Here is a 13,472-nt window from a genome sequence, read left to right on the forward strand (position 1 = left end):
ACGGAGTCCGGAGGCCCGGTCCCGCAGCCGAACAGCCCCGCGCAAGCGGCACCAGCCCGCCGCAGGCGCAACGGCGGCAAACCCCCACGGCGGGAAAGCCAAAAACATCGGCTCAGGCAAAGCGCAGCGGAGGGGCAGGCGCAACGGCGGCAAACCCCCACGGCGGGGCAGCCAAAAACAACGGCTCAGGCAAAGCGCAGCGGAGGGGCAGGCGCAACGGCGGCAAACCCCCACGGCGGGAAAGCCAAAAACAACGGCTCAGGCCAAGCGCAGCGAACGGCCCTCCGCCGCGGAGCGCTTGGCCGTCTCCAGCACCCGTAGCGCGGCCGCAGCCTCAAGGGCGGTGACCGGCGGGTCACCGCCCTCGCGCAGGGCGCGCGCGATCGCGGCGTAGTACGCGGGGTAGTCGCCGGGCAGCGTTGGTACGGGGTCGCCGCCTCCGGACCGCGGGGACGCCCCGGCGCCGAGGCGGCCCCAGGCGGACTTCGGCTCCACGCCCCATTCCGTGCCCTCGGTGCCGGGCCGCAGGCCCTCGCGCAGCGCGGCCTCCTGGGGGTCCAGGCCGTGCTTCGTGTAGCCCGCCTCGCTGCCCAGCACCCGGAAACGGGGGCCCAGCAGCGGGGTGGTGGCGCTCACCCACAGGTGGGAGCGGACGCCGTCGGCGTGGGTGAGCGCGATGAACGTGTCGTCGTCGGCCTCCGCGCCCGGACGTCGGACGTCGGACTCGGCGTATACGGAGACGACCGGGCCGAAGAGGGTCAGCGCCTGGTCGACGAGGTGGCTGCCGAGGTCGTAGAGCAGTCCGCCGATCTCCGCCGGGTCGCCGGACTCGCGCCAACCGCCCTTGGGCTGCGGCCGCCAGCGTTCGAAGCGGGACTCGAAGCGCCGGACGTCGCCGAGCGCGCCGTCCTCGATGAGCTTGCGGACGGTGCGGAAGTCGTTGTCCCAGCGGCGGTTCTGGAAGACCGAGAGCAGCAGGCCGCGGTCGGCGGCGAGCGCGGCGAGCTCTTCGGCCTCGGCGGCGGTCGCGGCGAGCGGCTTGTCGACGACCACCGGCAGCCCGGCCTTCAGGGCGGCGGTGGCGAGCGGGACATGCGTCTTGTTCGGGCTCGCCAGGACGATCAGGTCGAGGTCGGCGGCGCGGTCGAGGACGGCGTCGGGGCTGTCGACCGTACGGACCTGCGGGTGCTCGGCGCGGGCCTGCGCCTGCCGCTGGGGGTTGGCGGTCGAGACGGTGTCGAGGACCAGGCCGTCGGTGGCGGCGATCAGTGGGGCGTGGAAGACCGAGCCGGCCAGGCCGTAGCCGATGAGGCCGACGCGGAGCGGGGGGTGGGGGGTGCCGTGGGGGTCCCCGGCGGCGCGCGGCTCGCTCATCTCACTCATTTCGCTCAACTCGCTCATGGTTTCCACTTAAGCAACGCTGTTGCCAAAGCGCAAGTGCTGGGGACAATGGGTGGGTGACGCGTAATGAATCGGCCGGCCACCCGGGCGCCAACCTCCCCGCGCTGCGCGGGCACAACGCCGCGCTGGTGCTCGGGCTGCTGCGGGCGGCGGGGGAGCAGGGCGTGAGCCGCCTGGAGCTTGCCGCGGCCACGGGGCTGACCCCGCAGGCCGTCAGCAAGATCACCGCGCGGCTGCGGGACGACGGCCTGGCGGGCGAGGCGGGCCACCGCGCCTCCACCGGCGGTAAGCCCCGTACGGTCCTGCGGCTGGTCCCCGGGGCCCGGCACGCCATCGGCCTCCACCTGGACCGCGATGAGCTCACCGCCGTGCTCGCCGACCTCGCGGGCGAACCGGTCGCCGTGCGCCGCGCCCCGCTCGCCTTCGAGGCGGGTGCCGAGCAGGTGCTGACCGACGCCGAACGGGAGGTGGCCGCGCTGCGGGCCGGGGCCGGCGACCCGCTTGTCCTGGGGGTGGGCGTCGCCTGCCCCGGCCCGCTGGACCACACCGCCGGGGTGCTGCACCGGGTCACCGGCGCGCCCCAGTGGGACGGCTTTCCCCTGCGGGACGCGCTCGCCGAACGGCTCGGCCTGCCCGTTGTGCTCGACAAGGACACCAACGCGGCCGCCCTCGGCCTGGCACAGGGGATACCGGAGGGCGCCGGGTCGTTCGCGTATCTGCATCTGGGGACCGGGCTGGGTGCCGGGCTGGTGCTGGGCGGCGGGCTGTACCGCGGGACGCGCACCGGGGCCGGGGAGTTCGGTCACCAGGTGGTGCAGTTGGACGGCCCGGTTTGCGGGTGCGGTAAGCGCGGCTGCGTGGAGGCGCTGTGCCTGGCGGCGGTGGCGCGCGGCGACCTGGTGGAGGCGGCGCGGGTGCTGGGTGTGGGCGCGGCCAATCTGGTGGAACTGCTCGACGTCGACCGGGTGCTGCTCGGCGGGCGCACCGTATGGGAAAACCCCGAGGGGTTCGCCGCGGGCGTGGCGCAGGTTCTCGGGGAGCAGGCCCGTACCCGGGGCGGTGCCGGGGCCGCGGTGCCGGTCGCGCTCGCCCGGGGCGGCGCGCGGACGGTCGCGGACGGGGCGGCGCAGCTGGTGCTGGCGCCGCTGTTCGGGCCGCGGCACCCCGCCCTCGCGGCGAGCCGGGACCTCCCGTAGCGGGGGTGTCCGCTTACGGGCATCCGCCTCTCACGGGCATCCGCCTCTCACGGGCATCCGCCGCTCACCGGAATCCGCGGGCGGGGCGCCCCTGAAGTCCTTCCGGGGGCCGCCGCCGATGCCCGCTCCTCAGGTCCGCCGGATGGCGGCCAACCGCGATCGACGGAAAGTCAGCTGATAAGGCGGGATCCGTCGGCCGGTCGGGCGCATCCGCCGTCGCGCTCGTCCGGTGCCGCGGGGCGGGCATGGCAGGGTCCTGTGAGGATCCCGGCCCCGGTCCCCTCGCGCACCCGGTCCCCTCGCGCACCCGAGCCCCTCGACGGCCCGTGGCCCCGAGCCCTTCGAGCAGCGGAGGAACGCCATGCATCCGCCCGGCGCACGCCGTCCGCGCACCGTACGCCGGACGCTCCTCTCCGCTACGGCGCACCGCACGGCCCGTACCGCCCTCGTGGCCGGCCTGCTCTCCGGCGTACTGGGCACCACCGCCGCCGCCGCCCTCGCCGCCGCCCAGCCGGCCGACGGCCGGGCGCCGGGGCGGGGGCTGCCGCACGGCCCCGTCCCCACCGTCTCCTGCGGCCGCCCGGACAGCCCGAGCTTCCCCATCGACTCCCGGGTCCGCGGGGGCCCGGCCGCCTACCCGGCGGGCGGCGACTGGGGGACCTGGCAGCTGGAACTGCGCAACACGACCGACGCGGTCTGCGAGGACGTCCACCCCATCGTCGTCCTGACCGCCGCCCGCCATGGCCTGCGGCCGGAGCGGATCCGGCTGGAGTACCGCGACCCGGCCGGCGGCGACTGGCGCCCGGTCCCCTTCGAGGCCACCGATCACGAGGAGCAGATCGGGGTGTTCGCCAAGTCCGCCAAGTCTGCCAAGTCCGCCAAGTCTGACGAGTCCGCGACGGCCCCCGGGAGCGCCGGGGCCGGTGGGCCGGGCGGCGGGGAGCGGGGGCGCGCCTCCGGTGGCGGGCTGGCGGTACCGGCCAACGGGACGGTGACCGTCCCGATCCGGTTGCGGTTCGCCGCCGGCACCGCCCCGGGCCCGGTCACCGCCAACGTCACCACCGTCCAGCGCCGCGGCAGCGACGGCGAATGGATCGGCCAGTCCGGCGACTACCGCTTCGCCGTCCAGGCGGACGCCTCCGCCGCACCCGCCTCCCCGGAGGCCGCCGCGCCCCCGGACCGCGCCGCGTCCCCGGCCCCCACCGGGCCGCGGGAGCTCGCCGCCACCGCCCAAGGACCGGTGCGGTCGCTCGCCGTGGCGGCCGGCGGGCTGTTCGCCGCCGGTGCCCTGCTGCTGGCCGGGGCCCGCCGCCTGCGCCGCTGATCTTTCGTGATGCGAGGATCACGAGGTGGAGTACGAGTACGGCCAGGAACCTGGCGCACCCATCCGGTCCGGCGTCCCCGAGCACGGACGCATCCCCAAGTACTACGCGGCGAAGGTCGAAATCGCCGCGCTGCTCACGGAGTTGGGGGAGGGCGAGCCGCTCCCGGCGGAGCGGGATCTGGCGCTGCGCTTCGAGGTGTCCCGCGAGACCCTGCGCCAGGCCCTGCGCGAGCTGATCCTGGAGGGGCGGCTGCGCCGCCTGGGGCGCGGCACGGTCGTCGCGGGCCCCAAGATGGAGCAGCCCCTCTCGCTGGCCAGCTACACCGAGGGCGTACGCCGCCAGGGTCGCGCGCCCGGCCGTCATCTCGTCGGCCTGGACCGCTTCCTGTGCCCGGCGCCGCTCGCCGAGGACCTCGGGCTCCAAGTGGGAGATTCCGTATGGCACATGGAGCGGGTGCTGCTCGCCGACGATGAGCGGGTCGGCCTGGAGAGCACCTATGTCGCGGCCGACCGGGTCCCGGACCTGGACACCGACTTTATCCCCGACTCCTCCTTCTACGCCTACCTCCACGACCGGCTCGGCATCGGCTTCGGCGACGCGGACGAACGGCTGGAGACCGTTCTGGCCACCCCGCGCGAGGCGCTCCTGATCGGCACGCCGGGTGCGCTGCCCATGCTGCTGATCCACCGGCTGTCCCGGGATACCGAAGGCCGCCCGCTGGAGCGGGTGCGCTCGCTCTTCCGGGGGGACCGGTTCTCGTTCACCACGCATCTGGGGACGCCGGCGCCGGGCTGAGGCGCACGGGGGCGAGGGCGGAGCCAGGGGAAGGGCCGCGCCCCCGGACCCCCTCAATGTCACGAAAAGATAACGGGTCTAGGCCAAACTTGAGCCCTTGTTCACCGTCACGTCGCTGAACGTCCCCCGACGGGTCACCGCCCGCCACGACCGTCTGGGGCATGCGAGTCATAGTTGTCGGAGCCGGGGTGCTGGGGACCATGCACGCCTGGCACGCGGTCGAACGAGGTCATGAAGTCCTGCACATCGAGCGGGAGGCCGAGGCCCGCGGCGCCTCGGTGCGTAACTTCGGGCAGATCTGGGTCAGCGGCCGGGCCGGCGGCGCGGAGCTGGACACCGCGCTGCGGGCCCGCGAACTCTGGGAGGGCATCGGCGCCCGGGTCCCCGAGCTGGGCTTCCGTGCTATCGGCTCGCTGACCGTCGTCAAGAACGCGGCGGAGAGGGCCGTCGCCGAGGCCGCCACCCGCCGCCCCGACGCCGCCGCCCGCGGCTACGAACTGCTCTCCGCCGACGAGGCCCGCGAGATCAACCCCGCACTGCGCGGCGAGTTCGCCGGCGCCCTGTGGTGCGAGCGGGACGGCGCCGTCGAACCGCGCTCCGCCCAACGCGCCCTGAAGGCCGCGCTGCTGGAGTCCGGCCGGTACACCTACCTGGGCGGCCGCGAGGTCCGCGAGGTGGTGGGCGAGCGCGCGGTACGCGACGACCACGGCGACACCCACCACGGCGACGCCGTCATCCTGTGCACCGGCGCCTGGCTCGGCGGCCTGGTCCGCGAGCTGATCCCGGACCTGCCGGTGCGCCGCGTACGCCTCCAGATGATGCAGACCGACCCGCTCGGCGAGCCGCTGACCACCTCCGTCGCCGACGCCGACAGCTTCCGTTACTACCCGGCGTACCGCAGCGACGCCCTGGACGCGCTCAACGCCGGCCAGGCCCAGGCGCCGACCGCCGCCGCGCACAAGATGCAGCTGCTGATGGTGCAGCGCGCCGACGGCGGACTGACCATCGGCGACACCCATGAGTACGAGGCGCCGTTCGCCTTCGACACCGTCGAGGAGCCGTACGAGCACCTGACCGGCGTTGTCGAATCGATCCTCGGCCGCCCACTGCCGCGCATCCGCCACCGCTGGGCCGGGGTGTACGCGCAGTGCACCGACACCACCCGGGTGGTCCACCGCCAGCGGGCACGGGACGGCGTCTGGCTGGTCACCGGCCCCGGCGGACGCGGCATGACCTGCTCCCCGGCGATCGCCGAGACCACGGCGAACGACCTGGGCTGGTGAACGAGTTGAACGATCCGAGCGAGCGGACCGAAGTGAACGAGAAGACCGCAGTGAACGAGAAGACCGCAGTGAACGAGAACCCTCCACTGAACGAGAAGATCTCCCTGGTGGTGCTCGACATGGCCGGCACCACCGTCGCCGACGGCGGCCTCGTCGAGCGTGCCTTCGACGCGGCGGCGCAGCGCCTGGGCGTCGAGCCGGGCAGCGCCGACCACGCCGAAAAGCTGGCCTATGTCCGCGCCACCATGGGCGAGTCCAAGATCTCCGTCTTCCGGCACCTGTTCGGCGACGAGGACGCGGCCCAGCGCGCCAACGAGGCCTTCGAGGAGGCATACGGGGAGCTGGTGGACGGCGGGCTGATCGCGCCGGTGCCCGGTGCCCGCGAGGCGATCGAGGCCCTCCAGGAAGCGGGCCGCACCGTCGTGCTCACCACCGGTTTCGCCCGCGTCACCCAGGACGCCATCCTCGACGCGCTCGGCTGGTGCGACCTCGTCGGCCTGACGCTGTGCCCGGCCGACGCGGGCGGCCGGGGGCGCCCCTACCCCGACATGGTGCTGGCCGCGCTGCTGCGCACCGGCGCCGCCGATGACGTACGGCAGATCGCGGTCGCCGGCGACACCGCGTACGACATGCTCACCGGGCGGCGGGCGGGCGCCGGGATCGTGGCCGGGGTACTCACCGGGGCGCACGACAGGGCGCGGCTGACCGAGGCGGGCGCCACCCACGTCCTCGGCTCGGTCGCCGAACTGCCCTCCCTGGCAGGGGTGATCTGACATGGCCGCCGCTCCGGAGGCCGGGATCCGCTTCGACAACGTGTCCGTCGTCTACGGCAAGAACGGCAAGAACGGCAAGAACGGCACCAACGGCAGGGCCCGCAGGGCCGGCGGGGACGGCGGAGACGGCGGAGACGGCGGCGGGAACACCGTCCTGGACTCCTTCTCCCTGACCGTCGAACCGGGCGAGGTGATGGCCCTGCTCGGCCCGTCCGGCTCCGGCAAGACCACCGCGCTGCGGACGGTCGCCGGATTCGTCCGGCCGGCCTCCGGGCGGGTGCTGATCGGCGGCCGGGACGTCACCGGGCTGCCGCCGTACAAGCGCGGTATCGGCATGGTCGTCCAGCAGTACGCGCTGTTCCCGCACATGAAGGTCGCCGAGAACGTCGCCTTCGGCCTCAAGGCGCAGAAGGTGCCGCGCGCCGAGATCGCCGGACGGGTCGCCGAGGCGCTGGAGATGACCGGCATGGCCGCCTACGCAGGCCGGCACCCCCGGGAGCTGTCCGGCGGCCAGCAGCAGCGCGTCGCCATCGCCCGCGCGCTGGCCATCCGCCCCGGTGTCCTGCTCCTGGACGAACCGCTCTCCGCCCTCGACGCCCAGCTCCGCTCCGGCATGCTCGCCGAACTCGCCCGTCTGCACCGGGAGCTGCCGGACGTCACCATCCTCTACGTCACCCATGACCAGGTCGAGGCGCTGACGCTGGCCGACCGGATCGCCGTGCTGGACCAGGCCAGGCTGCGCGACTGCGGCACCCCCCAGCAGCTCTACCGGCGCCCGCGCACCGAATTCACCGCGTCGTTCGTCGGCACCGCCAATCTGCTGCCGGTCACGGTCGCCGGCGACGGCGTCCACTTCGCCGGCCGCAGGCTGACCGTGCCCGTGGACGGCGTGGCCGCGGGCGCCGCCGCCACCTTGTGCGTACGCCCCCATCTCGTCGGACTCGGCGAGAGCCCGGACAAGGCCGGCAACACGCTCCGCGGCACGATCACCGAGGTGCAGTGGCGCGGCTCGACGCACCGCCTGTACGCGGACGTCGACGGCCACCGCATCACCGCCGACCTGCGGGAACTTCGCGAGACCCCGGCCCTGGGGGAGCGCATCGCACTGCACTTCGCCCCCGAGGACGCCGTCCTCGTCCCCGCGGGGATCGGCGCCGACGGAGGCCAGGATGGCTAGCGCACCGGCCGGTCCGGCGGCGGCCCCGGCGACGGCCGCCGAACCGGCGCGGCCTCCCCGCACCCATGCGGCCCTCTGGGCCCTCCCGCCCCTCACCGCCCTTGGGCTGGCCTTCCTCTACCCCCTCTCCCTGGTGGTGTGGCAGTCCTTCACCCCCGACGAGGGCGGCCACTCCCTCGCCCCCTACACCGCCGTCCTCGCCGAGGCGTCCTTCCGCGAGGCCCTCACCAACACCGTCCTGATAGCCGTCGGTGCGACCCTCGGTGCTCTGCTCCTCGGCCTGGTGCTCGCCCTGGTGATCGCCTTTGTGCCGTTCCCCGGCGGCAAGGCCCTCGCCCGCTTCATCGACATCTTCCTCGCCTTCCCCTCCTTCCTGGTCACCCTCGCCCTGCTGTTCCTCTACGGCACCATGGGCGTGGCCAACGGCCTGTGGACGGACGCCACGGGAGCCGCAGCCGGCCCCCTGAACTTTCTGCACACCCCCTGGGGCGTACTCCTGGCCGAGGTCACCTACTTCACCCCGTTTGTGATGCGGCCCCTGCTGGCCGCCTTCTCGCAGGTGGAGACCGGCCAGCTGGAGGCCGCCTCGTCACTGGGCGCCCGGCCGTGGGCGATCGTGCGGAAGGTGATCCTGCCCGAGGCGCTGCCCTCGCTGGCCGCGGGCGGCGCGCTCGTCCTCGTCCTGTGCCTCAACGAGTTCGGCATCGTGCTGTTCACCGGCGCCAAGGACGTCGTGACGCTGCCGATGCTCGTCTACACCAAGGCCATCCTCGACGGCGACTACACCGGCGCCTGCGTCGTCGCCGTCGTCAACATCGCCCTGTCCGTCGCCCTCTACGCCCTCTACCGGACCGTGGCAGCCCGTACGGGCCTGCGGACCGGCTCCCGCTCAGGAGGTGAGCCGCGTCGTGCTGGTGCATAGCAAGACCGCCCGCCGGGCCGTCCACACCCTCTTCTTCCTCCTCTTCATCCCCGTCTTCGCACTGCCGCTGCTGGTCATCGTCGCCGCGTCCTTCGCCACCAGCTGGAGCGGTGCCCTCCCCTCCGGCGCGACGCTCACGCACTATCAGGACATCGCGCGGGGGGACTCGGTGAGCGCCCTGACCACCAGCGTCCTGACCGCGCTGGCCGCCAGCGCGGCCGCCCTCACCGTCGGCACCTGGGCCGCCCTCGCGGCGGAGAAACTCGGCCGCCGCGCGCGCCGTCTCCTCGACGCGCTGTTCCTCCTCCCCGTGGCCGTCCCCTCCGTCGTGGTCGGCCTCTCCCTCCTCGTCGCCTTCTCCCGGCCCCCGTTCCTTCTCAACGGCACCCCAGAGATCGTGATCACCGCCCACACGGTCCTGGTCACCGCGTTCGCCTACCAGTCCGTCACGGCCGCCCTCGCCCGCCTCGACCCCGCCTACGAACAGAGCGCCGCCGGCCTCGGCGCCCGCCCCGCCTACGTCCTGTGGCGGGTCAAGCTCCCCCTTCTCCTGCCGTCGCTGACCGCTGCCGCGGGCCTGTGCTTCGCCCTCTCCATGGGAGAGCTGAGCGCCACGATGATGATCTACCCCCCGGACTGGGTGCCCCTCCCGGTCCAGATCTTCGCCGCCACCGACCGCGGCTCGCTCTTCACCGGCGCCGCGCTGGCCGTGGCCTTGATGGCCACCACCCTTCTCGTCCTTCTCGCCGTCTCCCGCATCCGCACCAGGGCCTCCTACCGCTAGGCCGCCTACAGCTGGGCCTCCTGCCTCCTGCCTCCTGCCTCCAGCCGCCGGCCCGCTTCCGCCCCTCGCCCTCCCGCTTCCGTCCCCCTCCGTCCCCCAGCGCTCCCGCTTCCGTCCCCTTCCACCCTTTTGAACCCCATGAACGTCTGAGGAGTTGCACCGACATGTCCCGCCCCCTCCGCATGCCGCTCACCGCCTGCCTCGGCACCCTCTCCCTCTCCGCCGCCCTCACCGCCTGCGGCGCCTCCGCCGCCGACCCCAACGCCAAGGAGATCACCGTCTACAGCGCCGACGGCCTCAAGAGCGAGAAGGGCGACGGCTTCTACGACAAGGTCTTCAAGGACTTCGAGAAGAAGACCGGCATCAAGGTCAACTACGTCGAGTCCGGCTCCGGAGCCGCCGTCCAGCGCCTGGCCCGCGAACGCGCCAACACCAAGGCCGACATCGTCGTCACCCTCCCGCCCTTCATCCAGCAGGCCGACGGCAAGGGCCTGCTGGACGCCTACCGCCCCAAGGGCTCGGACCGGGTCGCCGCCGCCGACAAGGACCCGAACGGCAAGTGGACCTCCGTCGTCAACAACTACTTCTGCTTCATCTACAACAAGAAGGAGCTGAAGAAGGCGCCCCGGACCTGGGCCGATCTGGCGGACGGCAAGTTCAAGGACAAGCTCCAGTACTCCACCCCCGGTGTCGCCGGCGACGGCACCGCCGTCCTCATCAAGGCCATGCACGACTTCGGCGGCCAGGGCCCCGCCATGGCGTTCCTCAAGAAGCTCCAGGCCAACAACGTCGGCCCGTCCTCCTCCACCGGCCAGCTCGCCCCCAAGACCGACAAGGGCGAACTCCTGGTCGCCAACGGCGACGTCCAGATGAACTACGCCAACATGAAGTCGATGCCCGACCAGGGCATCTTCTTCCCCGCGGCGAAGCCCGGTGGAAAGCCCTCCACCTTCGCCCTCCCCTACGCCGCGGGCCTGGTCAAGAACGCCCCGCACAGCGCCAACGCCAAGAAGTTCCTGGACTATCTGCTGTCCGAGGACGTCCAGAAGGAGGTCTCCGCGATCGGCGGCGGCTTCGCCTCCCGCACGGACATCAAGGCCACCGACGCCAACGCCACCGCCCTCGCCAAGATCATGGACGGGGTCGAGGTCTTCCGGCCCGACTGGAGCGACATCGACAAGAACCTCGACACCTACGTCACCGCCTGGAAGACGGCCACCGGCAGCTGACCGCTCCCGCAGGCCCCGGAAGCCCGTACGCGCCAACTCCCCGTTTTGCTCCGGGGAGTTGGCGCGCCATCGCACGAACAGCGCGGCCCTCCCCACCCCATACCCAGAGGACTCCCATGTCGTCAGCGATATCCCGCAGGGCCTGGCTCACCGGCGCCACCGGCGGCCTGGCGCTCGCCGCCCTCGCCACCGGGCCCCTCGTCGGCCTGTCCCGAGCCGCCGCCCGGCTCTCGGCCACCCCCAAGGTCCTGGTCATCGGCCTGGACGGAGCCGGCCGCCTGGACCGCGTCAAGGACGCCGACACCCCCACCCTCGACGGCCTCATGGCCGCCGGCGTCACCGCCCCCACCAGCCTCTACGCCAGCCCCATGGCCCGTACGGAATCCGCCCCCGGCTGGTCGACGATCATCACCGGCGTCTGGCCCGACAAACACGGCGTCAAGGACAACAGTTTCACCGGCGCCGACTACACCACCTACCCCGACTTCCTCACCCGTATCGAGCGAGCCCGCCCGGCGCTGCGCACCTACGCCATCGCCTCCTGGGCCCCCATCCCCGACCGGATCTTCTCCGCCGAGGTCGACACCCGCATCGCCACCCCCGAGGCGGAGTACGACAAGGGCACCACCGCCCGCGCCGTGGCCCAGCTGAAGGACGGCGACTCCGACGCGGTCTTCGTCCAGCTCGACAACGTCGACCACGCGGGCCACTCCTCGGGCGCCGCCTCCCAGGCCTACCTGGACGCCCTCCACACCGTCGACGCCCAGGTCGGTGAACTGCTCTCGGCCCTCGCGTCCCGCCCAGCCCGCGCCGCCGAGGACTGGCTCGTCCTCATCACCGCCGACCACGGCCACACCGACCCCGGCGGCCACGGCGGCGCCACCTGGGACGAACGCCAGACCTTCGTCCTCGCCACCGGAACCGGCCTCCCCGCCGGCACCCTCCGCCACGACGTCAAAATCGTCGACATCGCCGCCACCGCGCTGCACCACCTGGGCGTCCCCGCCGACCCCGCCTGGCGCCTGGACGGCCGCCCCCTCCAGGCCTCCGCCGCCGACGACTTCGACACCCTGCGCCCGGAACTGGGCACCGCCGTGGACGAGACCGGGGTGGGCGGTTCCGTACTGGGCTTCACCCACACCCCGCCCGCCGGCTGGTCGGTCGACAACCGCACCATGGGCGGCGGAGGCGTCACCGAATGGCGCGGCTGGTCCTTCACGACCGACGAGTTCTGGACCAAGACCGCCCCCGGCCAGGAGCGCGAGTCCAACGTCCGCGCCCGCGGCGTCTTCGCGGTCGCCGACGGCGACGAGTGGTCCGACAAGGCCGTCACCGGCACCTTCGACTCCACCCTCAGCACCCCGGCCTGGCCGCTCGACGGCGCCACCACGGCCACCCTCACCTACACCACCCACTACCGCCAGGAGGGCGCCCAGAAGGCCGAGGTCCTGGTCTCCTACGACGGCGGCCCCGTAACCCCCGTCAAGACCTACACCGCCGACGCCCTCGCCCGGACCGAGACGCTCGCACTCACGGTCCCGGCCGGGGCACGCGACGCCCGGTTCCACTTCCACTACATCGGCGGCAACAACTGGTACTGGGCGATCGACGGGGTCAAGCTCACGACGGGACGGCCCGGATCCTGACCCCGACCCCGCCCCTGATTCCCCCATGGCCGGCAGGAGCAGTGCCGTGCCCCCTGACTTAGGGTGGGCACGTCGGCCGCATGTACGAACCGCGGGTCACCCGGGTGACCCGCGGTGGGCGGCGGGCGAATCGGGTCTACACGTACGGCAGGAGTCCGGCAGTGGCAGAGCGCAAGCCGATCGAGTCATGGCTCACCGACATGGACGGCGTCCTGATGCACGAGGGAGTCCCGGTCCCCGGGGCGGAGGCCTTCATCAAGCGGCTGCGCGAATCGGGCAAGCCCTTCCTCGTCCTGACCAACAACTCCATCTACACGCCGCGTGACCTGCACGCCCGGCTGAGCCGGATCGGCCTCGACGTGCCCTGGGAGTCGATCTGGACGTCCGCGCTGGCCACCGCGAAGTTCCTCGAAGAACAGCGGCCCGGCGGCAGCGCATACGTCATCGGGGAGGCGGGCCTGACCACCGCCCTGCACGACATCGGCTACATCCTGACCGACCACGCCCCTGATTACGTGGTGTTGGGCGAGACGCGAACGTACTCCTTCGAGGCGCTGACCAAGGCGATCCGGCTGATCAACGACGGCGCCCGGTTCATCGCCACCAACCCCGACGAGACGGGCCCCTCGCCCCAGGGGGCGCTGCCCGCGACGGGATCGGTCGCCGCGTTGATCACCAAGGCGACGGGCGTCGAGCCGTACTTCGTCGGCAAGCCCAATCCGCTGATGATGCGGCACGGGCTGAACGTCATCGGCGCGCACTCCGAGACCTCCGCCATGATCGGCGACCGGATGGACACCGATGTGCTGGCCGGTCTGGAGGCGGGGATGGAGACCTTCCTGGTGCTGACCGGGCTGACCCGCCCCGAGGAGGTCGAGCGGCACCCGTTCCGGCCCTCCCGGGTCGTCGACTCCATCGCGGACCTGGTCGAGCTGGTCTGA

Annotated in this window: 12 protein-coding genes; 11 read left to right on the forward strand and 1 reads right to left on the reverse strand. The window is 73.0% G+C overall.

Annotated elements, in window-relative coordinates; genetic code table 11:
- Nucleotides 1-258: 258 nt before the first annotated feature.
- Nucleotides 259-1,374: a Gfo/Idh/MocA family oxidoreductase gene (locus ACIRPT_RS06900; protein ID WP_403824596.1), complete on the reverse strand. Its 1,116-nt coding sequence runs from the start codon at nucleotides 1,372-1,374 to the stop codon at nucleotides 259-261.
- An 83-nt stretch (nucleotides 1,375-1,457) separates the two neighbouring features.
- On the opposite strand from ACIRPT_RS06900, the gene ACIRPT_RS06905 reads away from it, so the two are divergent.
- The 11 genes from ACIRPT_RS06905 to ACIRPT_RS06955 all read left to right on the forward strand — a co-directional run bounded on the left by ACIRPT_RS06905 (nucleotide 1,458) and on the right by ACIRPT_RS06955 (nucleotide 13,472).
- Nucleotides 1,458-2,597, forward strand: coding sequence for an ROK family protein (locus tag ACIRPT_RS06905; RefSeq protein ID WP_403823434.1), 1,140 nt, complete (start codon nucleotides 1,458-1,460; stop codon nucleotides 2,595-2,597).
- Nucleotides 2,598-2,958: 361 nt separating this feature from the next.
- Entirely contained in the window at nucleotides 2,959-3,921 is a 963-nt protein-coding gene (locus ACIRPT_RS06910; RefSeq protein WP_403823437.1) for a hypothetical protein, read from the forward strand.
- A gap of 25 nt (nucleotides 3,922-3,946) precedes the next feature.
- Nucleotides 3,947-4,717, forward strand: a complete 771-nt coding sequence (locus ACIRPT_RS06915; protein ID WP_403823440.1) for a GntR family transcriptional regulator — start codon at nucleotides 3,947-3,949, stop codon at nucleotides 4,715-4,717.
- Nucleotides 4,718-4,878: 161 nt separating this feature from the next.
- Nucleotides 4,879-6,000, forward strand: a complete 1,122-nt coding sequence (locus tag ACIRPT_RS06920) for a TIGR03364 family FAD-dependent oxidoreductase (RefSeq protein ID WP_403823443.1) — start codon at nucleotides 4,879-4,881, stop codon at nucleotides 5,998-6,000.
- Between the two features lie 68 nt (nucleotides 6,001-6,068).
- Nucleotides 6,069-6,773: a phosphonatase-like hydrolase gene (locus tag ACIRPT_RS06925; protein ID WP_403824599.1), complete on the forward strand. Its 705-nt coding sequence runs from the start codon at nucleotides 6,069-6,071 to the stop codon at nucleotides 6,771-6,773.
- Between the two features lies 1 nt (nucleotide 6,774).
- A complete protein-coding gene (locus ACIRPT_RS06930; RefSeq protein WP_403823446.1) occupies nucleotides 6,775-7,950 on the forward strand; it encodes an ABC transporter ATP-binding protein in 1,176 nt (391 codons plus the stop codon).
- On the forward strand, nucleotides 7,943-8,872 hold the full coding sequence (locus ACIRPT_RS06935; RefSeq protein WP_403823448.1) for a 2-aminoethylphosphonate ABC transporter permease subunit: 930 nt from the start codon (nucleotides 7,943-7,945) through the stop codon (nucleotides 8,870-8,872). The genes ACIRPT_RS06930 and ACIRPT_RS06935 overlap by 8 nt, the downstream gene beginning before the upstream one ends.
- Nucleotides 8,859-9,656 carry an ABC transporter permease gene (locus ACIRPT_RS06940; protein WP_403823451.1) on the forward strand — a complete coding sequence of 266 codons (798 nt, stop codon included), beginning with the start codon at nucleotides 8,859-8,861 and terminating at the stop codon, nucleotides 9,654-9,656. Before ACIRPT_RS06935 ends, ACIRPT_RS06940 begins: the two co-directional genes overlap by 14 nt.
- Before the next feature lie 164 nt (nucleotides 9,657-9,820).
- Complete coding sequence (locus tag ACIRPT_RS06945; protein ID WP_403823454.1) at nucleotides 9,821-10,885, forward strand: 2-aminoethylphosphonate ABC transporter substrate-binding protein; 1,065 nt, start codon at nucleotides 9,821-9,823, stop codon at nucleotides 10,883-10,885.
- Between the two features lie 116 nt (nucleotides 10,886-11,001).
- Nucleotides 11,002-12,531 (forward strand): alkaline phosphatase family protein, encoded by a 1,530-nt coding sequence (locus ACIRPT_RS06950; RefSeq protein WP_403823457.1) that lies wholly within the window; start codon nucleotides 11,002-11,004, stop codon nucleotides 12,529-12,531.
- A 161-nt stretch (nucleotides 12,532-12,692) separates the two neighbouring features.
- Nucleotides 12,693-13,472, forward strand: a complete 780-nt coding sequence (locus tag ACIRPT_RS06955) for an HAD-IIA family hydrolase (RefSeq protein WP_403510841.1) — start codon at nucleotides 12,693-12,695, stop codon at nucleotides 13,470-13,472.

This window comes from Streptomyces sp. NPDC101227, assembly GCF_044767545.1.
Taxonomy (GTDB): domain Bacteria; phylum Actinomycetota; class Actinomycetes; order Streptomycetales; family Streptomycetaceae; genus Streptomyces.